Here is a 25,301-nt window from a genome sequence, read left to right on the forward strand (position 1 = left end):
CATGTCATTTCCTCTGCTGACGGCCACGGCCGTGGTGCCGGCGGTCGGCGCGATCGCCACCGCCGCCACGCCCGCCGGGCGGCGTACCGCGGCGAAGTGGACGGCGCTGGGCTTCTCGCTCGCCACGCTCGTCCTGGCGGCGGTCGCGCTGGTCCGCTTCGACCCGGACGGCGCGCACTACCAGCTCACCGAATCACACACCTGGATCAGGGACTTCGGGGTCCGCTACGAACTGGGCGTGGACGGCATCGCGGTGGTGCTCGTCGCGCTCACCGCCGTCCTGATCCCCTTCGTCATCCTGGCCGGCTGGCATGACGCCGACCCCCTCGAAACCGACGGCGCCGAGGGGCGGCCCGACCGGCGCTGGCGGCCCACCCAGGGCTTCTTCGCGCTGATCCTCATGGTCGAGGCGATGGTGGTGCTCTCCTTCGAGGCCACCGACGTCTTCCTCTTCTACATCTTCTTCGAAGCCATGCTGATCCCGATGTACTTCCTCATCGGCGGCTTCGGGGACCGGGCCGGCGGCCGGACCGAGGAGGAGACCGCCACCCAGCGTTCGTACGCGGCCGTGAAGTTCCTGCTCTACAACCTGGCCGGCGGCCTGATCATGCTGGCCGCGGTGGTCGGGCTGTTCGTGGCGACCGCCGACGACCTGGGCACCGGCACCTTCTCGCTCCAGCAGATCACCGAGGCCCGCGCCGCCGGGCAACTGGACTTCGGTACGGGGATGGAGCGGCTGCTGTTCCTCGGCTTCTTCTTCGCCTTCGCCGTCAAGGCGCCGCTGTGGCCGCTGCACACCTGGCTGCCGAACGCCATGGGGGAGTCCACCGCCCCCGTCGCCGTCCTGATCACCGCCGTGGTCGACAAGGTCGGCACCTTCGCGATGCTCCGCTTCTGCCTCCAGCTCTTCCCGGAGGCCAGCCGGTGGGCCACGCCGGTGATCCTGGTGCTGGCCGTGGTCAGCATCGTCTACGGCGCGCTGCTGGCGGTGGGCCAGCGCGACATCAAGCGGCTGATCGCCTACGCCTCGATCTCCCACTTCGGCTTCATCATCCTCGGCATCTTCGCGATGACCTCCCAGGGCCAGAGCGGCGCCACGCTGTACATGGTCAACCACGGGATCTCGACGGCGGCGCTGATGCTGGTGGCCGGATTCCTGATCACCCGGCGCGGCTCGCGGCTCATCGCCGACTACGGCGGGGTGCAGAAGGTGGCGCCGGTGCTCGCCGGCACCTTCCTCATCGGCGGTCTCGCCACGCTGTCCCTGCCCGGACTGGCCCCGTTCATCAGCGAGTTCCTGGTGCTGGTCGGCACGTTCAGCCGCTATCCGGTGCTCGGGATCATCGCCACCGCGGGCATCGTCCTGGCCGCGCTGTACGTGCTGGTGCTGTACCAGCGGACCATGACCGGGCCGGTCAAGGACGAGGTGCGCGGCATGCCGGACCTGCGGGTCCGTGAACTCGTCGTGGTGACGCCGCTGATCGCGCTGCTGCTCTTCCTCGGTGTCTATCCGAAGCCGGTCACCGAGATCCTCGATCCGGCGGTCGACCACACGCTGTCGGTGGTCGACAAGAAGGACCCCGAACCGGATCACCCCGTCACGGACGCGGGCTGGTTCCGCTACAGCCCGCAGAGCGACCATGCTCCCGGAGGTGCCAAGTGACCAGCGCTTCGGCTGTCCACAGCCTGTGGACGACGTCGGCCCAGGAGCCCGACAAGATCCCGACGCCGCACATCGAGTACGGCCAGCTCTCCCCGACGCTGATCGTCCTCGGCGCCGCGATCGTCGGCATCCTCATCGAGGCGGCCGTGCCGCGCCGCAACCGCTACACCGCGCAGCTCTTCGTCGCCGTCGTCTCCCTGGCCGCGGCGTTCGCCGCCGTGGTCGCGCTGGCAGCCGGCGACTACGGCACCACCAAGGCGCGGATCGCCGCCATGGGCGCCATCGCCGTCGACGGCCCGGCGCTCTTCCTCCAGGGCACGATCCTGCTGGTCTCCCTGGTGGCCGTGTTCACCTTCGGGGAGCGGCACCTCGACCCGGCGGTGCACGGCAAGCACGTCGACTCCTTCGCGGCGCAGGGCTCCGCCGTCCCTGGTGGCAAGGCCGAACAGGCCGCGGTCAAGGCCGGGTTCACCACCACCGAGGTCTTCCCGCTGCTGCTCTTCGCCGTCGGCGGCATGCTGATCTTCCCCGCGGCGAACGACCTGCTGACCCTCTTCGTGGCGCTGGAGGTCTTCTCCCTCCCGCTGTACATCCTGTGCGGGCTCGCCCGCCGCCAGCGGCTGCTGTCCCAGGAGGCCGCGGTCAAGTACTTCCTGCTGGGCGCCTTCTCCTCCGCCTTCCTGCTGTTCGGCATCGCGCTGCTGTACGGCTACGCGGGGACGCTCACGTACGCCGGGATCGCCGATGTCGTCGACGGCGAGGTCGCGCGGATCACCCCGGCGCTCGCCCAGACCATGGGGAACGACGCACTGCTGCTCATCGGCGGGGCGATGGTACTGGTGGGGCTGCTGTTCAAGGTGGGCGCGGTGCCGTTCCACATGTGGACCCCGGACGTCTACCAGGGCGCGCCGACCCCGGTCACCGGCTTCATGGCGGCGGCCACCAAGGTCGCGGGGTTCGGCGCGCTGCTGCGGCTGCTGTACGTGGTGCTGCCCGGCCTGCGCTGGGACTGGCGTCCGGTGATGTGGGGCGTCGCGATCGTCACCATGCTGGGCGGCGCGATCGTGGCGGTGACCCAGACCGACGTGAAGCGGCTGCTGGCCTACTCCTCGATCGCTCACGCGGGCTTCATGCTGGCCGGTGTCATCGCCACGACGGAGGACGGCATCTCGTCCGTGCTGTTCTATCTGGCGGCCTACTCCTTCGTGACGCTCGGCGCGTTCGCCGTGGTCACGCTGGTCCGCGACGCGGGCGGCGAGGCCACGCACCTGTCCAAGTGGGCGGGCCTGGGCCGCCGCTCGCCGCTGGTGGCGGCGGTCTTCGCGGTCTTCCTGCTGGCGTTCGCGGGCATCCCGCTCACCTCGGGCTTCGCGGGGAAGTTCGCGGTGTTCAAGGCGGCGGCGGACGGCGGCGCGGGCGGCCTGGTGGTGGTCGGCGTGATCGCCTCCGCCATCGCGGCCTTCTTCTACGTCCGCGTCATCGTGCTCATGTTCTTCAGCGAGCCGCGCCCGGAGGGCCCGTCCGTGGCGGTGCCGAGTCCGCTGACCTCCGTGGCCATCGCGGTCGGCGTCGTGGTGACCCTGGTGCTGGGCGTGGCCCCGCAGCCCTTCCTGGACCTGGCCGGTGACGCCGGGGTGTTCGTACGCTGAGGGTCGTACGACGCGACGAGCCCCCGGCGCGGTCGCCGGGGGGCTCGTACGTGGTGGGGCCGGGTTCAGCCGATGCCGCCCGCGGAGTCCGGGATGCCGGTCGGCATGCCCGTCGGGATGGTCGGCATGTCGCTGGGCACGGGGCCGACCTGGGTGAAGGTGTCGTCCTCGCTCAGCCCGTTCCAGTGGACCTTGAGCGTCTTGCCGCCGTCGCTCACCGTCACCTTGCCCACGGTGCGGTCCGTGTTGCCGCCGACGCACTTGAGCGTCAGCATGTTGTTGGCGTAGGTGCCGGTGCACGCGTGCGGGCTGCTGAGCACGGCCTTGCCGTCGTTGATCATCAGGTTGACCGGCTGGCCGCCCGACTTCGCGGTGTAGAGGCCGGACGCCGTGCCGCCGGTGTCGCCGCCGCCCGCCGGGGCGTTGGACTGCCCGCCCGTGGTGGGGGAGTTCTTGTCGCCCTTGCCGTCGTCGTCGCTGCTGGAACAACCGGTGACCAGCACAGCGGCGAAAAGCGCCGCCCCCGTGATCTGTGCTGCCTTGCGCACGTGTCTCTCCGTCCTTCGCTGAGCAGGAGCACGCCAAGTTAGCAGCGCTGGCTGAATCCAGCGCGGCGCCGGTCCGCTTGTCACACAGCTGGGACGATCTGTCCCCTCACCTCGCCCAGGTTTACGCGGACGCCATCCGGGCCGGGTGCCCAGGCCGTCAGCGTCACCTCGTCGCCGTCCTCCAGGAACGTCCGCTTGCCGTCCGGCAGCTCGATCGGATCGCGGCCCGCCCAGGTGAGTTCGAGCAGGCAGCCGCGCTCCTCGGGCAGCGGGCCGCTGACCGTACCCGAGGCGAAGAGGTCGCCGGTGCGCAGCGAGGCGCCGTTGACGGTCATGTGCGCCAACTGCTGGGCGGCGGTCCAGTACATGGCCGAGAAGGGCGGGTGGGCGACCGGGTGCCCGTTGATCGCGACCTCGATCCGCAGGTCGAGCCCGCCGGGCTCGGCGGCCGAGTCGTCGAGGTAGGGCAGCGGCGGGACGTCGCGGGCCGGGGGGCTGGTCCGGGCCGCGTCGAACGCCTCCAGCGGGGTGATCCACGCCGACACGGAGGTGGCGAAGGACTTGCCCAGGAACGGGCCGAGCGGGCGGTACTCCCAGGCCTGGATGTCCCGTGCGGACCAGTCGTTGAGCAGGGTGACGCCGAAGACGTGGTCGCGGAAGGACTCCAGCGGCACGCGCTCGCCGAGCGCGGTCGGCGTGCCGACGACGAAGCCCACCTCGGCCTCGATGTCCAGGCGCTGGGTGGGCCCGAAGGCGGGTGCGGACTCGCCGGGAGGCATCCGCTGGCCGAGCGGGCGGATCACGGGCGTGCCGGAGACGACGACCGTACCCGCCCGGCCGTGGTAACCGATCGGCATGTGCTTCCAGTTCGGGGTGAGCGGGTCGCCGTCCGGGCGGAACATCTGGCCGACGTTGGCGGCGTGGTGCTCGCTGGCGTAGAAGTCCACGTAGTCGGCCACCTCGAAGGGGAGGTGGAGGGCGACGTCGGACAGCGGGAGCAGCAGCGGCTCGGTCGCGGCGCGGTGGGCCGGGTCGGTCAGCCAGCCGCGCAGCGCGGCACGGACCGCCTGCCAGACGGGGCGGCCCGCGGCCAGCAGCGGGTTGAGGGTGGGGTGGGCGAGCAGCTCCGCGTGCGGAGAGCCGTGCGCGGCCGCGGCGGCGGCCAGGTCCAGGACGTGGTCTCCGTAGCGGACGCCGATGCGCCGGTGATGCGGGGCGTCCGCCGTGCTGAAGACGCCGTAGGGGAGGTTGTGCGCGCCGAAGGGGTCGCCTTCGGACAGGTCGAGCGGGCTCTGCTGCGGCATGGATGCTGCCTCGCCTTCTCCTCGTCACCGTGGTGGCCGAACTCGGTGGCCGGGGCACAGACTACGACGCGGGGCCGAGCGTGCGCCGCCGTCGCGCGTAGGGGCTCGTGACCACGCTGCGTAGCGCCGTACGGTCGCAGCGCACGCGGCTGACGGTGCGGTGCGTAGTGCGACGTACGCGCTGCGTAAGGTTGCGCGTACGGGATCCCTGCTTCGTGTGGCCCGGGGCGTCGCCGCAGGAAGCCGCGGGCGCGGCGCCGTGCGCGACGGGCCGCGCAAGCCGGGAAGGCGCCCACGGTGATCGATACCCGACCGGATACTCTGCCTTTCAGTGGAGACAGCGACACATCGACATTCCGCGTGATCGTAGGCAGACAGGAGTATCCCTCGTGACCGTCGTCGGGCCTATTGGGCTGAGCGTGCGGGACCTGACTCTGGAAGCCGACATCCAGGCCGGTTTGGCAGCTGTGGAAGAGGGCCTCATCGAGGCCACGAAGAGTGACGTGCCATTCATAACGGGAGCCGCGCAGCACCTGTTGCGGGCGGGCGGCAAGCGGTTCCGGCCGCTCCTGGTGATGCTGGCCGCGCAGTTCGGTGACCCGCACGCGCCGGGCGTCGTCCCCTCGGCGGTCGTCGTCGAGCTGACGCACCTGGCGACGCTGTACCACGACGACGTCATGGACGAGGCCGACGTGCGCCGCGGGGTGCCCAGCGCGAACGCCCGCTGGGGCAACTCGGTGGCCGTCCTGACCGGCGACTTCCTCTTCGCGCGGGCCTCGCACATCCTGGCGGACCTGGGCCCGGAGGCGGTCCGTATCCAGGCCGAGGCGTTCGAACGCCTGGTGACCGGGCAGATCCTGGAGACCGCGGGGCCGCGGGAGGGGCGCGACCCGGTCGAGCACTACCTCGACGTCCTCTCGGGCAAGACGGGCTCGCTGGTCGCGGTCTCCGGCCGGTTCGGGGCGCTGATGTCCGGCGCCGACGAGGCGGTCGTCAACATCCTTACCCAGTACGGCGAGCGGCTCGGCATCGCCTTCCAGCTCGCCGACGACGTCCTCGACATCGCCAGCGACAGCCACGAGTCGGGCAAGACGCCCGGCACCGACCTGCGCGAGGGCGTCCCCACGATGCCCGTGCTGCGGCTGCGCGCCCAGGCCGAGGCGAGCGGTTCGCCGGAGGACCTCGAGCTGTGCCGGCTGCTGGACGGCGACCTCACCGACGACGGGCGGCACGCGGAGGTGCTGCGCAGGCTGCGTGCCCACCCGGCCCTGGAGCAGGCCCGCCGGGACACCCTCCGGTACGCGGCGGACGCGCGGGCGATGCTGGCGCCGCTGCCCGAAGGTGCCGCGAAGTCCGCGCTGGAAGGTCTCTGCGACGCCGTGGTGCACCGCGCCGGCTGACGCTCCCCTAGGGGAAGTCGTCGCCGCTGGTCACCGGGAACTCGCCGTGGGGCGGGGGCCGTTCCGCCTCTGGTCGCACTGATGTCATACCGCAGATGTACGGGAAGTTGATCCCGCGGGGTGACGCGGCGGACGTGCCGGTTTGGTGTGATTGACACACCACCACACGGCGGATCGGGCGACAATGACCCGAGAGGTGGACGAGTGCGAGGCTGACGACCGCCGCCGAAGACGGAGGTAGAGCACACATGGCACGAATCCGACCGACACAGGTCGCCGAAGACGACCACTGGGACGACGAACCGCCGGCCCGGCGCCGCAAGGCCGTCCGGTACGCCGTTCCCGTCGCGGTGGCGGGGGTGGCGGCGGCGACGATCGGGCTCGTCCCGGCACTCGCCGACTCCGGCGACCCCGATCTCCCGAAGATCTCCGCCGAGGAGCTCATCGGCAAGATCGCCGCATCGGACACCGAGCAGTTGTCCGGCACGGTGAAGATCAGCACCGACCTGGGGCTGCCGTCGCTGCCGTCGGGCCTGTCCCTCGGCGGCGAGGACGGCGGGGACGGCGCGAGCGCCTCTCCCGAGTCCAAGCTCACCGAACTCGCCTCCGGCACGCACACCCTGCGCTTCGCGGTGGACGGCCCGGACCGGCAGCGGGTGTCCATCATCGAGGACGCCGCCGAGTACAGCCTGATCCACAACGGCGACGAGGTCTGGGCGTACGACAGCGCGGCCAACGCCGTGTACCACGCGCAGGCCCCGAAGGGCGCGGACAAGGGGGCCAAGGGCAAGCCGGCGCCGGAGCTGCCCAAGGACCTGCGGGACGCCACTCCGCAGGAGCTCGCCAAGCAGGCCCTCGCCGCGGTGGACGACTCCACGGAGGTGACGGTCGACGGCACCGCGAAGGTCGCGGGGCAGGACGCGTACCAGCTGCTGATCAAGCCCAAGCAGGGCGGCTCGACGATCGGCTCCGTCCGGATCGCGGTGGATGCGGACACCGGTGTGCCGCTGAAGTTCACCCTCAGCCCCAAGGGCGGCGGCAAGGCCGCCGTCGAGATCGGCTTCACCAAGGTGGACTTCGGCAAGCCGGCCGCGGACCGCTTCGCCTTCACCCCGCCGAAGGGTGCCAAGGTCACCGAGCAGCGCGACGTGGAGCGCGAGGCCGAGGAGTTCGCGGACGGGCAGGGTCTCACGAAGCGCGCGGAGACGGACCGGCCCGCGGACCTCTCCGGGCTGAACCTGATCGGTGAGGGCTGGGGCTCGATCGCCCGGCTCGACCTGCCCAAGGAAGCCGCGTCCGGCCTGGACCTGTCCGACGGGAACGCGTCGTCCAAGGCCGAGGACGCCGCCGCCGGCCTGATCGAGGGCCTGGGCGACAGGGTCAAGGGCGACTTCGGCTCCGGCACGGTGTTCAGCACCCGCGTGGTCAACGCCCTGCTGACGGACGACGGCAAGGTGTTCGTCGGCGCCGTCGACAAGGACGCCCTGGTCGACGCCGCGAACGCGGCGAAGTAGCGCGAAGCGCGATGAGGTAGCGCGCAGTGGGCGGCGGCCGTGCGGACCGCCGCCCTCTCGCGCCTGCCGTGCCTCGCGCCTGCGCTGTGTCTCTGACGCATGGCCCGAACGCCCGACAGGAAAGGGAGCCCGTGGACAAGCCGTCCGCCGACGAGGTGCCCGTGGCACCGGCGGCTGCCGCCTCCCGCGAGGCCGCGGCCGCGGGGACGCGCGAGCCCACAGCGCCCCGCGAGGCCGCGGCCATTGAGACCCGCGGGCTCACCAAGCGCTACCGGGGCGGTCAGGTCGCGGTCGACTCGCTCGATCTGACCGTGCCGCGTGGCAGCGTCTTCGGGTTCCTCGGCCCCAATGGCTCGGGCAAGACGACGACCATCCGCATGCTGATGGGCCTCATCGAGCCGAGCTCCGGCAGGGCCCGGCTGCTCGGCGAGCCGATGCCCCGCGCGGCCCGGAGCGTGCTGCCCCGGGTCGGGGCGCTCATCGAGGGCCCCGCGCTCTACGGCTTCCTGAGCGGCCGGGACAACCTGATCCGGTACGACTCGGCCGACCCCACCGCCGACCCTCGCACCCGCGCCGCCCGTGTCGCGGCGGCGCTGCACCGGGTGGGCCTGGAGGCCGCTGCGGGCAAGAAGGCCCGCGCCTACTCGCTGGGGATGAAGCAGCGCCTCGGACTCGCCGCCGCCCTCCTCCAGCCACGGGAGCTGCTGGTCCTCGACGAGCCGACCAACGGCCTCGACCCGCAGGGCATGCGCGAGATCCGCACGCTGGTGGGCGAGTTGGCCGACGAGGGCACCACCGTCTTCCTCTCCTCCCATCTTCTGGACGAGATCGAGCAGGTCTGCACCCACGCGGCGGTGATGACGCAGGGCAGGCTGGTCACCCAGGGCACGGTCGCCGAGCTGGTCGCGGCCACCCGCGGGCGGTTGTCCGTCACCACCCCGGACCCGGCCGACGCGGCCCGCGTACTCAAGGAGCACGGTGTGACGGACCTCGTCATACGGGACGACCAGGTCACCGGCGAACTGCCCGTGACGCAGACCCCGCAGACCGCTTCCACCGCAGGCGAGGAGCCCGCCCTCGACCTGGCCGACCTCAACGCGGCGCTGGTGCGCGAAGGGGTGCGGGTGCGGGCCTTCGGCACCGAACGGGGTTCGCTGGAGGACGCCTTCGTGGCACTGACCGGGGAGGGCTTCGATGTCGCAGGCTGAGCTGGACCGTGCGGCCACGGCCAGGGGCACTGGCACGGGCACGGCCATGGCCACGGCGTCGGCAGCTGGGCCGGGGGCCCGCCTGCTGTGGTCGCTGGCCCTGTTCCGCAACGAGCTGGGCATCACCTTCCGGCGCGGGCGGACCGTCGCCCTGTTCGCGGTGCTCGCGGTGATCCCGATCCTCATCGGCATCGCCGTGAAGATCGAGACCAGCGACGGCGGTTCGTTCGGCGGCGGGGGAGGAGCCGAGGGAGATGGCCCCGCCTTCATCAACCAGGTGACCAACAACGGCGTCTTCCTGGTCTTCGCCGCGCTCGCCGCGACCCTTCCCGTCTTCCTTCCCATGGCGATAGGCGTCGTCGCGGGCGACTCCATCGCCGGTGAGGCGGGCTCCGGGACACTGCGCTATCTGCTGGTCGCCCCGGCGGGCCGGACCCGGCTGCTGCTCGCCAAGTTCGTCGCCGTCCTGGCCTTCTGCCTGGCCGCCACCATGGTCGTGGCCGCCACCGCGCTGGCGGTGGGGACCATACTCTTCCCGCTCGGCGACGTCACCCTGATCTCCGGCACCACCGTGTCGTTCACCGACGCGCTGATACGGGCCCTGGCCATCGTCGCCGTGGTCACCGTCTCGCTCGCGAGCGTCGCCGCGATCGGACTGTTCGTCTCCACCCTCAGCGGCAGCGGCATCGCGGCCATGGCGGCGACGGTGGGGCTGCTGATCACCGTGCAGATCATCGACACCATCCCCCAGCTGCACGCCGTCCACCCCTACCTCTTCCCCCACTACTGGCTGAGCTTCGCGGACCTCCTGCGCGACCCCGTGTACTGGGACGACCTGGTCAAGAACCTCGGCCTGCAGGGCCTGTACGTGGCGGTCTTCGGCTCAGCGGCCTGGGCGCGGTTCACGGCCCGCGACATCACGGCCTGACCGCGGCCGCACAGCGGCGGCCGCGGTCAGGGGCACGGTGAGGGGCGCGGGCAAGGCCGCGGTCAGGTCAGGTCGGGCTCAGAAGGTCAGCTTCCAGCTGTCGATGTAGCCGGTGTCCTGCGCGGCCACGTCCTGCACCCGCAGCCGCCACGTGCCGTTCGCGGCCTCGCTGCTCGCGTCCACCGTGTAGGTGGTGACCACGTTGTCCGCCGAGTCGGAGCTGCTGGAGTTCTTGAGCCGGTACGCCGTGCCGTCGGGCGCCAGCAGGTCGATGACCAGGTCGCCGCGCCAGGTGTGCTTGATGTCCACGCCCACCTTGAGCGTCGCGGGGGCGTTGCCGGTCCGGCCGGTGACCGCGACCGAGGACGTCACCGCCGCGCCGTTGTCCGGGATGGCGACGTCCGCGGTGCTCTCGAAGACCGTGCCCGGGTTCGTCGAGTCGTCCGCGCTCAGCGTCCAGACCGCGTGGGCGATGGCGTCGCTGTTGCGGTCCAGAGCGGTGTCGTTGATGTTGCTGGTGGTGTCGCAGGAGGAGTGGTAGCAGCGGTCGAACGGCTGGCCCGCCGTGCCGCCCCACTTCTGCGCCTGCGCGCTGGTCTTGGTGTTGCTCGCGCCGGTGAACAGCCCGCCGACCGGGATGCCGACGTTCTTGAACGACGCGTGGTCCGAGCGGCCGTCGCCCTCGGTCTCGATCTCGGTCGGAACGCCCTTGGCCGCGAACCAGTCCTTGAACACCCCTTCCAGCCGCGGGTCGTCGTCGTAGACGAAGTAGCCGGGGTTGGGCGAGCCGATCATGTCGAAGTTCAGGTAGCCGTCGATCTTGGCGCGCTCTGTGCTGGGCAGGTTGTTGACGTAGTACTTGGAGCCGACGAGGCCGAGCTCCTCCGCGCCCCACCAGCCGAACCGCAGGTGCTTCGCGGGGTGGTGGCCTTCGCGGGCGACCGTGAGCGCGGTCTCCAGGACCGCCGCGGAGCCCGAACCGTTGTCGTTGATGCCGGGGCCGCTGCCGACGGAGTCGAGGTGGGCGCCCGCGAACAGCACGTTGCCGGTGTCGCCGCCGGGCCAGTCGGCTATGAGGTTGTAGCCGGTGCTGCCGCTGGTGGTGAACTGCTGCACCGTGGTGGTGAATCCGGCGGCGTCCAGCTTGGCCTTGATGTAGTCGATCGACGCCTTGTAGCCCGGGCGTCCGTGCGCCCGGTTGCCGCCGTTGGCGGTGGCTATGGACTGGAGCTGGGACAGGTGCGCCTTGACGTTGGCCACGGAGATGTCCGGGGCGGCCAGGGCGGTCGCGGCCTGGGCGGTGGAGGCCGGCATGGGCTGCGCGCCCGCGGGGGCCGCGGCGCCGGCTATCAGCGCGGCGACCGCTCCGGCCGCGACAGTCGCGCCGGCGGCCCGGCGTCTCCAGGATCTGGCAGAAGGCATGGGGGGCTCCGGATTCCGAACGAGGACAGGACGGAACGAACGTGAAACGTGGGGGTGGTGCACGTACCCGTGGGGCGGTGGAGCTGTACCGAACGAAGGGTGGCGTCGCGACGAGGTGTCACACGCGTTGTACCCGACAACTGTGCGATATGAGGGTGATAGTCGGGCTGGTGCTGACCTCGTGTCAAGAGCGACTGTCGGACGACGGTTGCCGGATATCGGCCGTGTCCGCCGTGCGCGCGGCCGTCGCCGCCGCCCCGGCGGCTGCCTGAGCGGCCAGCCGCCCGCGGTGGGCGGTGTGCAGCGCGTCCCAGGTCAGCATGGCCAGGGCGAGCCACACGAGGGAGAATCCCGCCCACCTTTCGGACGGCATGGACTCGTGGAAGACCAGCACCCCGAGCAGGAACTGGAAGGTCGGTGCCAGGTACTGCATCAGCCCGAGCGTGGACAGCGGCAGCCGCACGGCCGAGGCCCCGAAGCAGACCAGCGGCAGCGCCGTGACGACTCCGGTGGTGGTGAGCAGCAGCGCGTGGCCGAGGCCCTCGGAGGCGAAGGTGAGGTCGCCGTCCGCGCCCGCGAAGAGCAGATAGCCCAGGGCGGGCAGGAACTGGACGGCGGTCTCGGCGGCGAAGGACTCCGGGCCGTCGAGCCCGACCCGCTTCTTGACCAGGCTGTAGGTGCCGAACGTGAACGCGAGGGAGAGGGCGATCCAGGGCAGCCGGCCGTAGCCGATGGCCAGGACGACCACGGCGGCCGTGCCGACGCCCACCGCCGCCCACTGCACGCGCCGCAGCCGCTCACGCAGCAGGACGACGCCGAAGGCGATGCTGACCAGCGGATTGATGAAGTAGCCCAGGGCCGCCTCGACCACGTACCCCGAGTTGACCGCCCAGATGTACAGGCCCCAGTTGACCGAGATGACGGCGGAGGCGAGGCCGATGGCCGCCAGCCGCCGCGGCTGCCGCAGCAGCGTGCGGATCCAGGACCAGCGGCGCAGGACCAGCAGGATGACAAGGGCCGCGACCAGGGACCAGACCATGCGAAAGGCGAGGATCTCGCCGGCTCCGGCGGGCTCCAGGAGCGGCCAGTACAAGGGGAAGAGCCCCCACAGGCCATAGGCGCCGAAGGCGTAGACGAGGCCTGAACGCTGCTCGTTCCGCTGCTTCATACGGACCTCCCCCTCGGACGACGGCAACCTGCTGAAGGTAGCGCCGAGGGGGCGCGGGTGTCATGCCCGTACCGCCATATGGTCATGGCAGTCCCGCTGGGGTCCGTTTGAGGGTGGTTTCAGCCGACGACCGTCCAGGTGTCGCCGCCCGCGAGCAGCGCGGCCAGGTCGCCCTTGCCCTTCTGCTCTATCGCGGCCTCCAACTGGTCGGACATCTGGGTGTCGTAGACGGGGCGGTCGACGCTGCGGAAGACCCCGATGGGCGTGCGGTGCAGCGTGTCGGGGTCCGCCAGGCGGGACAGCGCGAACGCGGTGGTCGGCGAGGCCGCGTGGGCGTCGTGGACCAGGATCTGCTGTTCGTTCTCGGCGGTCACCGGCACCACCTTGAGGTCGCCGGTGGCCTGGTCGCGCACCACGCCCTTGCCGCCGTCCGCCCCGAAGCGGATCGGCCGGCCGTGTTCGAGTCGGATGACCGCGTCCTGCGCCTGGTCCTTGTCCTTCAAGGCCTCGAAGGCGCCGTCGTTGAAGATGTTGCAGTTCTGGTAGATCTCCACCAGGGCGGTGCCGGGGTGGTCGGCGGCCTGCCGCAGCACCTCGGTCAGGTGCTTGCGGTCGGAGTCGACCGTACGGGCGACGAAGGACGCCTCGGCGCCGAGCGCCAGCGACACCGGGTTGAAGGGCGCGTCGAGCGAGCCCATCGGCGTGGACTTGGTGACCTTGCCGACCTCGGAGGTGGGGCTGTACTGGCCCTTGGTCAGACCGTAGATCCGGTTGTTGAACAGCAGGATCTTGAGGTTGACGTTGCGGCGCAGGGCGTGGATGAGGTGGTTGCCGCCGATGGACAGGGCGTCACCGTCGCCCGTGACGACCCAGACGGACAGGTCGCGGCGGGAGGAGGCCAGCCCGGTGGCGATCGCGGGGGCGCGGCCGTGGATGGAGTGCATCCCGTAGGTGTTCATGTAGTACGGGAAGCGGGAGGAGCAGCCGATGCCGGAGACGAAGACGATGTTCTCCTTCGCCAGGCCGAGTTCGGGCATGAAGCCCTGGACCGCGGCCAGGATGGCGTAGTCGCCGCAGCCGGGGCACCAGCGCACTTCCTGATCGGACTTGAAGTCCTTCATGGACTGCTTGGCTTCGGCCTTCGGCACCAGTGAGAGCGCCTCAGTCATCGATGGCCTCCTTAAGGGCCTGTGCGAGCTGCTCGGCCTTGAACGGCAGACCCCGGACCTGGGTGATGGAGCGGGTGTCGACCAGGTACGTCGCCCGGAGCAGGGTCGCGAGCTGGCCGAGGTTCATCTCGGGGACGACCACCTTCTCGTAACGTCCCAGCACCTCACCGAGATTCCGCGGGAACGGGTTGAGGTGGCGCAGGTGCGCCTGCGCGATGGCGCCCCCCGCGGCCCGGATGCGGCGGACGGCCGCGGTGATGGGCCCGTACGTCGAGCCCCAGCCCAGCACCAGCACCTTGGCCTGGCCCTCCGGGTCGTCCACCGCGACGTCGGGGACGTCGATACCGTCGATCTTGGCCTGGCGGGTCCGGACCATGTGGTCGTGGTTGGCCGGGTCGTAGGAGATGTTGCCCGTGCCGTCCTGCTTCTCGATCCCGCCGATGCGGTGCTCGAGACCGGGAGTGCCCGGCACCGCCCAGGGCCGGGCCAGGGTCTGCGGGTCGCGCTTGTACGGCCAGAACACCTCGGTGCCGTCGTCCAGCACATGGTTCGGTCCGGTGGCGAACCGCACCCGCAGGTCGGGCAGTTCGTCGATGTCCGGGACCCGCCATGGCTCCGAACCGTTGGCCAGGTATCCGTCCGACAGCAGGAACACCGGGGTGCGGTACGTCAGCGCGATCCGGGCGGCCTCCAGCGCCGCGTCGAAGCAGTCCGCCGGAGTGCGCGGCGCCACCACGGGCACCGGAGCCTCGCCGTTGCGCCCGTACATCGCCTGGAGGAGGTCCGCCTGCTCGGTCTTGGTCGGCAGCCCCGTCGACGGGCCGCCGCGCTGGATGTCCACCACCAGCAGCGGCAGCTCCAGCGAGACCGCCAGGCCGATGGTCTCCGACTTCAGCGCCACACCCGGGCCGGAGGTCGTGGTGACCGCCAGCGACCCGCCGAACGCCGCGCCCAGCGCCGCGCCGATCCCGGCGATCTCGTCCTCCGCCTGGAAGGTGCGCACACCGAAGTTCTTGTGCTTGGACAGCTCGTGCAGGATGTCCGAGGCCGGGGTGATCGGGTACGAGCCCAGGTAGAGCGGCAGATCCGCCTGCCGGGAGGCGGCGACCAGCCCGTAGGACAGGGCCAGGTTCCCGGAGATGTTGCGGTACGTGCCGGGCGGGAACGCCTTGGTCGCCGGGGCCACCTCGAAGGAGACGGCGAAGTCCTCGGTGGTCTCGCCGAAGTTCCAGCCCGCGCGGAACGCCGCGACGTTCGCCTCGGCGATCTCCGGCTTCCTGGCGAACTTCTTGCGCAGGAAGCTCTCGGTGCCCTCGGTGGGCCGGTGGTACATCCACGACAGCAGGCCGAGCGCGAACATGTTCTTGCTGCGCTCCGCCTCCTTCCGGGAGAGCCCGAAGTCCTTGAGCGCCTCGACGGTCAGCGTGGTCAGCGGCACCGGGTGGACGTTGTAGCCGTCCAGCGACCCGTCCTCCAGCGGACTGGTGTCGTACCCGACCTTCGCCATCGGGCGCTTGGTGAACTCGTCGGTGTTCACGATGATCTCCGCGCCCCGCGGCACATCGCCGATGTTCGCCTTGAGCGCCGCCGGATTCATCGCCACCAGCACGTTGGGGGCGTCACCCGGGGTGAGGATGTCGTGGTCGGCGAAGTGCAGCTGGAACGATGAGACACCCGGCAGGGTCCCGGCAGGGGCGCGGATCTCCGCCGGGAAGTTCGGGAGCGTCGACAGATCGTTTCCGAAGGACGCCGTCTCCGAGGTGAACCGGTCGCCGGTGAGCTGCATACCGTCACCCGAGTCGCCCGCGAACCGGATGATCACCCGGTCCAGGCGGCGGACCTCCTTGGTGCCGTCCGGTTGCCGCTGTCCGCCGACGAGCGCGGCCCCGTCCGTCGGCTCGGTGGGCTCGGCCTGTTCGGCCGATGTACTGACCTGGCTGGTCACTGCTTCGGACCTCCCTAGAGGCGGCGGTTCCTGATATCGGCACCTACCGGTTGTCCCATGGCCATCGTACGTCGGTAAGGGTGTCCTTCCCTGGCAAGATCGCATCGCGGACGCCCCCATTGGGCACCCTTACGTCCTGTTTCGGGGTGATCTGCGCCCCTGTGGCGCGGCCAGTCGAGCGGAGCTCGCGTCTCAGTCTTTGGACTTACGACCCGGCCTCCACCGCGCGCTTCCGCGCCCCGACCACCCGTATGGCTCCGCGAGCGCCGGTCAGGACCTGAGGTACGTCAGCACCGCCAGCACCCGCCGGTGATCACCGTCGCTCGGCGACAGCCCGAGCTTGAGGAAGATGTTGCTGACGTGCTTCTCGACGGCCCCGGGGCTGATCACCAACTGCTTGGCGATCGCGGAGTTCGTGCGGCCCTCGGCCATCAGGCCCAGGACCTCCCGCTCCCGCGGGGTGAGCGCCGCCAGGACGTCCTGCTTCCGGCTGCGCCCCAGCAACTGGGCGACGACCTCCGGGTCCAGCGCCGTACCGCCCTCGGCGACGCGCACCACCGCGTCCACGAACTCCCGCACCTCGGCCACCCGGTCCTTGAGCAGATAGCCGACCCCCGTGCTGCTGCCGGCCAGCAGCTCCGTGGCGTACTGCTCCTCCACGTACTGAGACAGCACGAGCACCCCCAGCCCCGGGTGGTCCTGCCGCAGCCGCACCGCCGCCCGCACCCCCTCGTCCGTATGGGTCGGCGGCATCCGCACGTCGGCCACCACCACATCCGGCAGCGCGCCCTCGTCCGCCAGCTCCCGCACCGACTTCAGCAGCGCTTCCGCGTCCCCCACACCCGCCACGACGTCATGACCCCGGTCGGTCAGCAGCCGGGTCAGGCCCTCCCGAAGCAGCACCGAGTCCTCGGCGATGACCACCCGCACCCTGTCCTCCACGATTTCTGGCCCCCATTTTCCGGTTCGTGAGGACCAGCATTCCAGGATTCGGACGCGGGCGGCGCGCCTGTGGACAACGGCAGGCTTGTGGACAACCGGCTCAGCCCCCGGCCCTCCAGTCGCGCCGCCCCCTGCTTCGCGGTGTCCCGCTACGCCGCCGCCAGCGGCTCCCGGGCGAGACCGGCCCGCCAAGCGATCATGGCGGCACGCACCCGGTTGCCGGTGCCGAGCTTGCAGAACACCGCGCCGACGTGGTCCTTCACCGTCTCGACACTGATCGACAGCGCCTCCGCGATCTCCCGGTTGGACAGCCCGGCGCCCAGCAGCCCCAGCACCTCGCGCTCCCGGTCCGTCAGCCCGCTCACCAGAGGATGCGCCGCCGGCCCGGAGCGGTGCGGCGAGGCGCCGACCGGGTGCGCGGGCGCCGCGGCGGCCGCGCGCAGATACCCGGCGACGACGGCCTGGGCGATCGGCGGCGAGAAGGCCCAGCCGCCCTCGGCGGCCGCGCGCACCGCGCGGGTCAGCTGCTGCGGATCGCTGTCTTTCAGAAGGAACCCCGCCGCCCCGTTGGCCAGCGCCTCCTCCACGTACCCGTCGGACTCGAAAGTTGAGAGCATGACAACCGCGGGCGGTTTGGGCAGGGCGCGCAATTGGCACAGCGTGGCGAGTTCCGAACCCCCTGGTGCGCGCACCCCCAGAAGGACGACATCCGGCCACGCCGACCGCACGAGCGGGACGGCTCGACCACCCGACTCCTCGGCCACGACGGACAGGTCGTCCTCCGATTCCAGCAACATCCGCAGGCCCGCTCTGAAAAGCATGCCGTCGTCAACCAAGGCAACACGAATCACGTCTGACCTTCCCCCGAGCGACGTTCCTGTGGCCTAAAGGTACCCGTCACCCCGCTCGCGGAGGCGGGGGGTACCCCCTCTCAGAGGGGGTGGTCGGCGTTACTCATCCCCCGCAGAGGGGGTGGCGGCCGAGAAGTTCCGACCATGGCGGGGTATTCGCACCGTGCATTTTTGGCCAAGAATCAGACCCCGCGACGTCGGTGTCGTCGGGCTCGATCGCAGCGAGCCCGCAGCCGGCGTCGCGGGGCCTTCGTGCCATCACATCACAGACCAACGGGAGACAACTCAATGCGCAAGCTGTTCGTGGCCGCCGCCTCGGCCTCGCTGCTCCTGGGCGGCGCCACCCAGGCCATGGCCATCTCCGACCACGGCGAGAGCAAGATCCCCGGCACCGGTGCGATCGTCCAGGCCAACGCCTGGCACTGCAACGTCTACGCCGACAAGTGCTCGTTCAAGACCTCCTCCAAGGCACTCAAGGGAGGCGCGCACTACAAGGTCGACAAGATCAAGAACGTGGCCACCGTCAAGGCCAACGGTTGGAACGCGACCATCTCGCTGAGCCCGAGCGGCACCTACGTCAGCGAGAACACCCGCCAGATCGCGTGGACCAACACCAAGACCTGGGTCGCGGACGTCAGCGGCATCGCCGACCCGGGCGGCGCGTTCAACACCAGCATCACCACCTGCTCCGACGCCAGCGCGTTCAAGAGCGGCTCCAAGGGGTTCGCCTCGGCGTGCGCCAACGACTGATCACCGCCGATCCACCGCTGACCGCGGTGGACTGCCGCTGATCACCTGGTCATCCGACCACCGCTGAGGGCGGGGAGCGCCGGAGCGTTCGTCTGCGGCGCTCCCCGTGGCCTCATCAAGCGCGTCACGTGCGTCATGCACGTCATACGCGTCGTGCACGTAAGGCAGCAAGGCACGTAAGGAACACCCATGCCTTCCATGCGAGGACTCCTGCGTCCGCGCTCTGAGCGGCCCATTCCGCGGCGCCGCGCGATGACAGCGGCGGGCGTCGTACTGGCCGCGCTGTGCGGCACCGTCGGGTACGTCGTCACGCACCCGGACGACGACGCCTCGCAGGTCCCGCACGAAGGTTCGGCGCTGCCCGGCGCTCTCGACGAGCTGCGCGGCGAGAACGACCTGGTGCGCGGTTCCGCGGCCGACGTCGGGACCGACCCGGCGCTCTATCCCACCGCGTACGGGCGGCAGGACGCCACGTCGGCGCGAACGGGCGGTGGGGGCGGCAAGGTGCCCGCGCTCGACTCGGCCGCCCTCGCGACCACGGCCGAGCACGACGCCATCGACACCCCCGCCTGGCGGGTCTACTACGTCTGCCTCGCCGCCGGTACCGACACGAAGGTCTCCGCCCGCGGCGTGGTGGCCAAGGCGGGCCTGACCCGCAAGGCGGCCGATGAGGCGCTCGGCTATCTGCGCGCGCCCGCCAAGGACGACAACCGGCCGACGTCCGTGGCCACCCGCGCCGCCTTCCTGGATGTCGTGCGGTGCCTGGGCGAGACCGACCGGCTCCCCGACGGGGCCGCCGCCGACCTGGCCCGCGACGCCGCTCGCACCAAGGAACCGATCCCTGTCCTGTATGCCCTCGACGCGTTGAAGGCGGTCAAGGCGCCCGTGCCGGACCGGCTCTCCGTCGCGCCGGTCTCCGCCTCCGCGCGTACGTCGTGCGACGACCTGTCGGCACAGGAGCGCGCCGCCCGCGCGCTGCTCGGCGACGCGGCGGCGGACGGCGCCGACGCCGAGGCCGGCAAGGCCGACGTCGAGTGCCTGCGCCGCGGCCTGGCGTCGGAGGACCCGCAGACCCGCTGGCTGTCGCGGCGTGCCCTGCGGGAAGCCGACGCCGACGGCGGCCTGCCCGCCTCACCCACCGAGTTCACCTCGGACGGCCTGGTCGCGAAGGCGCCGCGGCAGCTCGGCACGCTGCGCGCCAGCTACCACGCCGCCCGCGCCCTGACCGCCGCGGCCCGCGCGGACGACGTACCGGAATGGCTCATCGAGGAGTTGAAGCGGCTCGGCTCCGACCCGGAGCTGGAGCAGTCGGACCAGATCGCGCTGGCCCTGGTCTGCCACCGGCTGGAGGCCGACTGCGGGAGCAACGCCGAGCGCGGCCGGAAGCAGGCCGAGAGCCTGGCCGTCCCCGGAAAGCTGACCATGGACAACTTCGCCGTCTGGCAGGACGCCATGAAGGTCCGCGCCGAGTTCGGCCTGGGCTGCCCGAAGACGCGCGTCGCCCTGCCCGGTGCCGGGTCCGGCGCCGCGTCCGGTGCCGCGCCGCGTCAGCGCGCCGACCAGCTCGACGCACCGCGGATACGGGCCCTGTACCTCCTCGGCGAAGCGGGCTGCGACAAGCAGGTGAAGGAACTCGCCGGTGACGGTACGGACCTGGTCGGCCAGGCCCGTACGGCACTGGCCCAGGGCGACCTGGTGACGGCCGCCGACGCGCTCGCCACCGCGGCCAAGCTCGGCGTGAACCTGCCGCAGAAGCAGTGGGACGCGTTCCGCCCGGCCGTGGAGCGCTACCGGTCGGCTCAGAACCCGGCGCTGTTCAGCCGTGCGCCGGGGCAGGCGGCCAGCGCCGAAGCCACCAGCGCGGGCTATGTCGTCATCGCCCTGACAGAGTGAGAAAGGTTTCTCCAGCCGCCATGCCCGCGACTACGCCCGCAGCCCAGCCCGCGACCGTGCCCGCCGCACCGGTGATCGACGCCCGGGACCTCGCCTATCGCTACCCGTCGGACGCCGGTCTGCACGGTGCCGACCTCCTCGTACGGCCCGGGGACATGATCGCGATCACCGGCCCTTCGGGATCGGGCAAGAGCACCCTGCTCGCCCTCCTCGGCATGATCCTCGCCCCGCGCTCCGGCACGCTGCGGATCGCCGGGCGCGACGTCGCCGAGCTGTCGCCGCGCGAGCGCGACGCCCTGCGGGCGGACTCGGTGGGCATCGTGCTCCAGGACCTGGGGCTGCTGCCGTTTCTCAACGCGTGGCAGAACGTCGCCGCCGCCTTCGGACCCCGGTTCTCCCGGCACGAGGAGGAGGCGCGGGACATGCTCGCCCGCCTCGGCCTCGGCGACCTCGCGGACGCGCCCGCCACCGAGCTGTCGGGCGGCCAGCGGCAGCGCGTCGCCATCGCCCGCGCGGCGGTGAAGCGGCCCGCGATCGTTCTCGCCGACGAGCCCACCGCCAGCCTGGACGACGCCAACGCCACCGCTGTCCTGGACGCCCTCACCGCGGCGGCCGAGGGCGGTGCCGCGGTCCTGCTGGCCACCCACGACGCCCGGGCCGCGGCGGCGTGCGCGCGACAACTGCGCCTGGTGGACGGCCGCCTGGAATCCGGCCCGGAAGAGGCCGAACCGAACGGCGCGCAGCCGGGCGGCGACGTGAACCCCGACGGCGACGACGCGCACCACGGCGACGACGCGCACCACGGCGATGACGCGCTCAACGGCGACGACGCGCACCACGGCGACGACGCGCTCAACGGCGGCGACGCCGGAAAGGAGTCCTGACCATGTGGCGCTGGAGTTGGCACACCTGGCGGCGCGCGGGCCTCTCGCTTCGCGGCACGGCCCCGCTGCTCGCCGCCATGACCGCGCTCCTCGCGCTGTGCGCGGGCACGGCGGCCGGTGCCGCCGCCGCCGTCGAGCGCGATGTCCTCACCACCGGTGGCCTCACTCAGATCGAGCTCGCCTCCTTCGAAGGCAGCGACTCCGTACGGAAGTTGAGCACGGCGAACCTCCGTGAGGCGGCGAAGGTCCCCGGCGTGACACGGGTCAGCGCCGACTACGTCTCCTCCATCCACACCGCCGACAGCGCCGAGAAGGCCCCGACCTTCCTGCTCCAGACCCACACGCTCGGTCTGGAGGACGACCTGCCGATGGTCAAGGGCGAGCTGCCGCGCGACCGGAAGCTGAAGCCGGGTCAGGTGATCCTGCCGAAGACATCCCAGGGCGTCGACTACTCCGCTTACGTCGGCCGGACGCTCCCGGCCGCCTATACCAAGGCCACCGGCCCGGACTCGGGCTCCAGCGCGGAGATGAACCTCAAGGTCGTGGGCGTCTACGACCCGAGCTGGCAGGCGGACGGGCCGGACGCCGCCTATCTCGCGGAGGACACCGCCGCCGCGCTCGCCGCGGCCCGGAGCATGCAGCCGGCCGACAAGTACAAGGCGACCGAGGGCGCGCAGTCCGCCATCGTGGCCGTGACCCGCCAGAACCAGGTGCGCGAGGTGACCGCGGCGCTGCAGAAGCTGGACTTCTCGGCTTCGCCGGTGTCCGACCGGGTGCGCAATCTGCCGGGGCTGTTCGGCGCGGCGGACCTGGTCGCGCGGTGGGCCGTGGTGCTGCTCGCGGCCATAGCCGTGGCCATCGGGGCGGTCCGGGCCAAGGACAGCGTGCGCTCGCGGCTCGGCCAGTTCGCCGTGCTGCGGGTGCTCGGCGCGGGCGTGCGCGACCTCAAGGGCGTACTGCTCGGCGAGAGCCTGCTCACCGGCGCCGTCGCCGCACTGACCGGTGCCGTCGCCGGCGTCGCCGGCTCCGCGCTGCTCAGTGGGCAGTTCAGCGACCTGCTCGGGTTGCCGGTGTCCGCCGCCGATGCCGTCCCCGGCCCCGGCTGGTTGGTCCTCGCCCTTCTGCTGCCCGCCGCGGGCCTCCTCGCGGGAACCTGGCTGGGCGCGCGGTTCGCGCTGCGGGAGGACCCGTACCTGGTCGTCCGCCGGCACGGCTAGGCCGAGGCCAAGCCGCCGGGTCACCCCCACCACGGAAGCTCCGCCGTCACCGTGGTGGGTCCGCCCGGCGGCGAGACGACGACCAGGAGGCCGTCCACCGCGTCCAGCCGCTCGGCGAGCCCGGCCAGTCCGGACCCCTGACCGGTCCCGGCGCCCCCCTGCCCGTCGTCCGTGACCTGGAGCATCATCCGGTCCTCCGACCGCCACACGTCCACTGCCGCGCGGTGCGCCCCGCTGTGCGCCCCGCTGTGCTTGCTGATGTTCTGCAGCAGCTCGGAGACGGTGAAGTAGGCGATGCCCTCGATCGCCGGGGCAGGCCGCGCGGGCAGGTCCACGACCACCGTCACCGGCACGGTGCAGCGTGCCGCCAGGGCCGAGAGCGCCGGGCCCAGGCCGCGGTCGGTGAGGATGGCGGGGTGGATGCCGCGGGCGAGGTCGCGGAGTTCCTGGAGGGCGAGTTTCACCTCGCCGTGGGCCTCGTCGACCATGCGGGCGGCGGCGTCGGGGTCTTCCAGGAGCTTCTCCTTGGCCAGGCCCAGGTCCATGGCGAGGGCGACGAGCCGGGCCTGAGCGCCGTCGTGGAGGTCGCGTTCGATGCGGCGCAGGTCGGCGGCGGCGGTGTCGACCACCGTCCCCCGGTCCGACTCCAGCTCCCACACCCGCGTCTCCAACCGCGACGGACCGAGCAGCGCCGACACCAGCAGCCGGTCGACGGAGGCCAGCCCCCGGATCAGCCAGGGCGCGGCCAGCACGATCAGCACTCCGATGGCGCTGGTGGCCGCGACCTCGAACGGCGTGTCGATGTAGAAGCTGCGGTCCTTGCCGTCGTCGAAGAGCTGGATGCCGGGCGCGTCGGTGTACCGGGGTATGACCCAGTGCCACAGCGGATAGGTCAGTGTCGCCCAGCCGTACACCCAGAACGTCAACGCGACGACGAAGGCGAAGACGGCCCACGGGAAGTGGACGATCGCGTACAGCGCGTGCCGCCACGACGTGCCGCTCTTGAGCAGCGCGCCGACCCAGGCGATCAGGCCGCTCTTGCCGCTCCGTCGCCTCCGGGACCCGACCGGCTCCGGTTCGGCCACCCGCACCCGCAGCAGGGCGCGGGCGCGGGCCCGCTCCACCACCCCCAGCCCCCGGCAGCCCGCGAGCGCGGCGCCGAGCACCGGCACGCCCAGGAAGGTGATCAGCAGCCCCACGCCCAGCGAGAGCATCGCGACGGCGTAGACGAAGGTCAGGACCGCCATCGGAAGACTGAGCAGGAGATAGAGGAACTCACGCCAGGTACGGCCATCGAAGGGGGCGCGCAGCGCCGCGGGAACCGCACGGCTCCGGGCCTCCGAGCCGTATCCGTAGTCGCTCGATCCGCTGGCCATCGCTTCGTCCGTCCTCCACGTATGCAGGGCTGCCGGCGCACCGGGGTACGTCACCGGGGCTACGTCACCGAGTGCGCCGCAGGACACCGGGGACTTCCGGCTCCGTAACTCAAGGTTCTCGGACGGGGACCGGCCGGACCATGCGGCAGGTGGGAGTCTTCATAGGGGGGTTAGCCCCACCCTCGCAGGTCAGCGCCGGTGTGCGGCAGGCTCGGGCCCCCGGTCCCGCCAGGGCAGCTCGGCGGTGACCGCCGTCGGCCCGCCCGCAGGGGAGTCGACGACGAACAACCCGTCGACCGAGCCCAGCCGCTCCGCCAGCCCCGCGAGCCCGCTGCCGCCCGTCGTGGTGGCGCCGCCCCGCCCGTCGTCCCGTACCTGGATCAGCAGCCGGTCCTTGGCCCGCCACAGTTCCACGGAGGCGGACTTCGCCCCGCTGTGCTTGCTGATGTTCTGCAGCAGCTCGGAGACGGTGAAGTAGGCGATGCCCTCGATCGCGGGCGCCGGGCGGGCCGCGAGGTCGACCGAGACCGCCACCGGGACGGTGCAGCGTGTGGCGACCGAGGACAGTGCCGGGCCCAGGCCGCGGTCGGTGAGGATGGCGGGGTGGATGCCGCGGGCGAGGTCGCGGAGTTCCTGGAGGGCGAGTTTCACCTCGCCGTGGGCCTCGTCGACCATGCGGGCGGCGGCGTCGGGGTCTTCCAGGAGCTTCTCCTTGGCCAGGCCGAGACCCATGGCGAGGGCGACGAGCCGGGCCTGAGCGCCGTCGTGGAGGTCGCGTTCGATGCGGCGCAGGTCGGCGGCGGCGGTGTCGACCACCGTCCCCCGGTCCGACTCCAGCTGGGCGATCCGCCGCTCCAGCTCGTCGGACGGCGAGAGCAGCCCGCGCACCATCGCCCGGTCCACGTTGGTCAGCGCGCGGGCGACCCACGGAAGTACTGGCCACAGGACAAACAGCCCCGTCACGGTGATCGTGAAAGTCGCCACGCCCCACGGCAGCCGGATGACGGCGTACAGGGTGCTCCGCCAGGCCACCGGGTCCTTCAGGCTCGCCCACAGCCAGGGGAAGAAGCCCCCGTATCCGCGGTGCGGCAGCGGACTCGGCTCGTCCACGTCCACGAGCAGGAGCGCTCGGGCCCGCCGCCGTTCGAACGCGCCGAGCAGTCGGGCACCGCCCAGCCCCAGCGCGACCAGCGGCAGGCCGATCACCGTAAGGGAGAGCCCCACGCTCGGAAACAGCCATACGCACACATAGACGAAGCCGACGAGCGCCACCGGCAGATTGGCGAGGAGGTGCGCGATCTCCCGCCAGCTCTGCGCGGGCAGCGCGAGCGCGGGCGGTCTCGGCAGCCGGTCGGCGGCGCTCTCACCGCGACTGTCGCTGGGAGCTTCTCCGGGTGTTCTGCCGGTGGTCCTGGGGGAATGGGCGCGGGCGGTCATGCACGCAAGACTGCCTGGCCTGCGGGTTCGGCG

20 protein-coding genes are annotated in these 25,301 nt (G+C 71.6%); 10 read left to right on the forward strand and 10 right to left on the reverse strand.

The genetic code is table 11. The annotated features are described in order from the left end of the window. Position 1 precedes the first annotated feature (1 nt). Together Q3Y56_RS20390 and nuoN are read left to right on the forward strand one after the other, a co-directional pair. A complete protein-coding gene (locus Q3Y56_RS20390; protein ID WP_304463314.1) occupies positions 2 to 1,663 on the forward strand; it encodes an NADH-quinone oxidoreductase subunit M in 1,662 nt (553 codons plus the stop codon). Then, entirely contained in the window at positions 1,660 to 3,312 is a 1,653-nt protein-coding gene (nuoN, locus tag Q3Y56_RS20395) for an NADH-quinone oxidoreductase subunit NuoN (RefSeq protein WP_304463315.1), read from the forward strand. Before Q3Y56_RS20390 ends, nuoN begins: the two co-directional genes overlap by 4 nt. Before the next feature lie 65 nt (positions 3,313 to 3,377). On the opposite strand, the gene Q3Y56_RS20400 is transcribed toward nuoN, so the two are convergent. Both Q3Y56_RS20400 and fahA read right to left on the reverse strand, forming a co-directional pair. Beyond that, on the reverse strand, positions 3,378 to 3,860 hold the full coding sequence (locus Q3Y56_RS20400; protein ID WP_304463316.1) for a hypothetical protein: 483 nt from the start codon (positions 3,858 to 3,860) through the stop codon (positions 3,378 to 3,380). An 80-nt stretch (positions 3,861 to 3,940) separates the two neighbouring features. Beyond that, positions 3,941 to 5,164, reverse strand: coding sequence for a fumarylacetoacetase (fahA, locus tag Q3Y56_RS20405; RefSeq protein ID WP_304463317.1), 1,224 nt, complete (start codon positions 5,162 to 5,164; stop codon positions 3,941 to 3,943). A 389-nt stretch (positions 5,165 to 5,553) separates the two neighbouring features. Here fahA and Q3Y56_RS20410 point away from each other — a divergent pair, with 389 nt between their 5' ends. The 4 genes from Q3Y56_RS20410 to Q3Y56_RS20425 all read left to right on the forward strand — a co-directional run bounded on the left by Q3Y56_RS20410 (position 5,554) and on the right by Q3Y56_RS20425 (position 10,214). Beyond that, positions 5,554 to 6,564 carry a polyprenyl synthetase family protein gene (locus Q3Y56_RS20410; protein WP_304463318.1) on the forward strand — a complete coding sequence of 337 codons (1,011 nt, stop codon included), beginning with the start codon at positions 5,554 to 5,556 and terminating at the stop codon, positions 6,562 to 6,564. Between the two features lie 248 nt (positions 6,565 to 6,812). Further along, positions 6,813 to 8,078, forward strand: a complete 1,266-nt coding sequence (locus Q3Y56_RS20415) for a DUF2092 domain-containing protein (RefSeq protein ID WP_304463319.1) — start codon at positions 6,813 to 6,815, stop codon at positions 8,076 to 8,078. A 242-nt stretch (positions 8,079 to 8,320) separates the two neighbouring features. After that, a complete protein-coding gene (locus Q3Y56_RS20420; RefSeq protein ID WP_304465702.1) occupies positions 8,321 to 9,286 on the forward strand; it encodes an ABC transporter ATP-binding protein in 966 nt (321 codons plus the stop codon). 46 nt (positions 9,287 to 9,332) lie between these two features. Beyond that, complete coding sequence (locus Q3Y56_RS20425) at positions 9,333 to 10,214, forward strand: ABC transporter permease (protein WP_304465703.1); 882 nt, start codon at positions 9,333 to 9,335, stop codon at positions 10,212 to 10,214. Between the two features lie 78 nt (positions 10,215 to 10,292). On the opposite strand, the gene Q3Y56_RS20430 is transcribed toward Q3Y56_RS20425, so the two are convergent. The 6 genes from Q3Y56_RS20430 to Q3Y56_RS20455 form a co-directional block, all read right to left on the reverse strand. Next, the gene (locus Q3Y56_RS20430; protein ID WP_304463320.1) at positions 10,293 to 11,636 is read right to left on the reverse strand and encodes a M28 family metallopeptidase; all 1,344 of its coding nucleotides are present in this window, start codon (positions 11,634 to 11,636) and stop codon (positions 10,293 to 10,295) included. Between the two features lie 184 nt (positions 11,637 to 11,820). Further along, positions 11,821 to 12,804: an EamA family transporter RarD gene (rarD, locus tag Q3Y56_RS20435; RefSeq protein ID WP_304463321.1), complete on the reverse strand. Its 984-nt coding sequence runs from the start codon at positions 12,802 to 12,804 to the stop codon at positions 11,821 to 11,823. A 119-nt stretch (positions 12,805 to 12,923) separates the two neighbouring features. After that, positions 12,924 to 13,973 (reverse strand): 2-oxoacid:ferredoxin oxidoreductase subunit beta, encoded by a 1,050-nt coding sequence (locus tag Q3Y56_RS20440; protein ID WP_304463322.1) that lies wholly within the window; start codon positions 13,971 to 13,973, stop codon positions 12,924 to 12,926. Further along, entirely contained in the window at positions 13,966 to 15,918 is a 1,953-nt protein-coding gene (locus Q3Y56_RS20445; protein ID WP_304463323.1) for a 2-oxoacid:acceptor oxidoreductase subunit alpha, read from the reverse strand. Before Q3Y56_RS20445 ends, Q3Y56_RS20440 begins: the two co-directional genes overlap by 8 nt. A 270-nt stretch (positions 15,919 to 16,188) precedes the next feature. Beyond that, the gene (locus tag Q3Y56_RS20450) at positions 16,189 to 16,848 is read right to left on the reverse strand and encodes a response regulator transcription factor (protein WP_304465704.1); all 660 of its coding nucleotides are present in this window, start codon (positions 16,846 to 16,848) and stop codon (positions 16,189 to 16,191) included. A gap of 161 nt (positions 16,849 to 17,009) precedes the next feature. Beyond that, on the reverse strand, positions 17,010 to 17,711 hold the full coding sequence (locus Q3Y56_RS20455) for a response regulator transcription factor (protein ID WP_304463324.1): 702 nt from the start codon (positions 17,709 to 17,711) through the stop codon (positions 17,010 to 17,012). Between the two features lie 288 nt (positions 17,712 to 17,999). Here Q3Y56_RS20455 and Q3Y56_RS20460 point away from each other — a divergent pair, with 288 nt between their 5' ends. From Q3Y56_RS20460 to Q3Y56_RS20475, 4 genes are all read left to right on the forward strand, one after another. Continuing rightward, a complete protein-coding gene (locus Q3Y56_RS20460; RefSeq protein ID WP_304463325.1) occupies positions 18,000 to 18,461 on the forward strand; it encodes a hypothetical protein in 462 nt (153 codons plus the stop codon). A gap of 189 nt (positions 18,462 to 18,650) precedes the next feature. Continuing rightward, on the forward strand, positions 18,651 to 20,354 hold the full coding sequence (locus tag Q3Y56_RS20465; protein WP_304463326.1) for a hypothetical protein: 1,704 nt from the start codon (positions 18,651 to 18,653) through the stop codon (positions 20,352 to 20,354). A 20-nt stretch (positions 20,355 to 20,374) separates the two neighbouring features. After that, positions 20,375 to 21,238: an ABC transporter ATP-binding protein gene (locus Q3Y56_RS20470; RefSeq protein ID WP_304463327.1), complete on the forward strand. Its 864-nt coding sequence runs from the start codon at positions 20,375 to 20,377 to the stop codon at positions 21,236 to 21,238. Positions 21,239 to 21,240: 2 nt separating this feature from the next. Beyond that, complete coding sequence (locus Q3Y56_RS20475) at positions 21,241 to 22,455, forward strand: FtsX-like permease family protein (protein WP_304463328.1); 1,215 nt, start codon at positions 21,241 to 21,243, stop codon at positions 22,453 to 22,455. Positions 22,456 to 22,475: 20 nt separating this feature from the next. Here the strand turns inward: Q3Y56_RS20475 and Q3Y56_RS20480 are convergent, their stop codons facing one another. Continuing rightward, positions 22,476 to 23,831 (reverse strand): sensor histidine kinase, encoded by a 1,356-nt coding sequence (locus tag Q3Y56_RS20480; RefSeq protein ID WP_304463329.1) that lies wholly within the window; start codon positions 23,829 to 23,831, stop codon positions 22,476 to 22,478. A 189-nt stretch (positions 23,832 to 24,020) separates the two neighbouring features. Further along, positions 24,021 to 25,268 (reverse strand): sensor domain-containing protein, encoded by a 1,248-nt coding sequence (locus tag Q3Y56_RS20485; protein ID WP_304463330.1) that lies wholly within the window; start codon positions 25,266 to 25,268, stop codon positions 24,021 to 24,023. Between the last annotated feature and the right edge of the window lie 33 nt (positions 25,269 to 25,301).

It is taken from the genome of Streptomyces sp. XD-27, assembly GCF_030553055.1.
Lineage (GTDB): Bacteria > Actinomycetota > Actinomycetes > Streptomycetales > Streptomycetaceae > Streptomyces.

Bases quoted from the DNA above. Each gene is read 5' to 3' on its own strand.
- Q3Y56_RS20415 (WP_304463319.1), top strand. From the start codon at position 6,813: ATGGCACGAATCCGACCGACACAGGTCGCCGAAGACGACCACTGGGAC.
- Q3Y56_RS20390 (WP_304463314.1), top strand. From the start codon at position 2: ATGTCATTTCCTCTGCTGACGGCCACGGCCGTGGTGCCGGCGGTCGGC.
- Q3Y56_RS20460 (WP_304463325.1), top strand. From the start codon at position 18,000: ATGCGCAAGCTGTTCGTGGCCGCCGCCTCGGCCTCGCTGCTCCTGGGC.
- Q3Y56_RS20430 (WP_304463320.1), bottom strand. From the start codon at position 11,636: ATGCCTTCTGCCAGATCCTGGAGACGCCGGGCCGCCGGCGCGACTGTC.
- rarD (WP_304463321.1), bottom strand. From the start codon at position 12,804: ATGAAGCAGCGGAACGAGCAGCGTTCAGGCCTCGTCTACGCCTTCGGC.
- Q3Y56_RS20475 (WP_304463328.1), top strand. From the start codon at position 21,241: ATGTGGCGCTGGAGTTGGCACACCTGGCGGCGCGCGGGCCTCTCGCTT.
- Q3Y56_RS20425 (WP_304465703.1), top strand. From the start codon at position 9,333: ATGGCCACGGCGTCGGCAGCTGGGCCGGGGGCCCGCCTGCTGTGGTCG.
- Q3Y56_RS20440 (WP_304463322.1), bottom strand. From the start codon at position 13,973: ATGACTGAGGCGCTCTCACTGGTGCCGAAGGCCGAAGCCAAGCAGTCC.
- Q3Y56_RS20480 (WP_304463329.1), bottom strand. From the start codon at position 23,831: ATGGCCAGCGGATCGAGCGACTACGGATACGGCTCGGAGGCCCGGAGC.
- fahA (WP_304463317.1), bottom strand. From the start codon at position 5,164: ATGCCGCAGCAGAGCCCGCTCGACCTGTCCGAAGGCGACCCCTTCGGC.
- Q3Y56_RS20485 (WP_304463330.1), bottom strand. From the start codon at position 25,268: ATGACCGCCCGCGCCCATTCCCCCAGGACCACCGGCAGAACACCCGGA.
- Q3Y56_RS20465 (WP_304463326.1), top strand. From the start codon at position 18,651: ATGCCTTCCATGCGAGGACTCCTGCGTCCGCGCTCTGAGCGGCCCATT.
- Q3Y56_RS20470 (WP_304463327.1), top strand. From the start codon at position 20,375: ATGCCCGCGACTACGCCCGCAGCCCAGCCCGCGACCGTGCCCGCCGCA.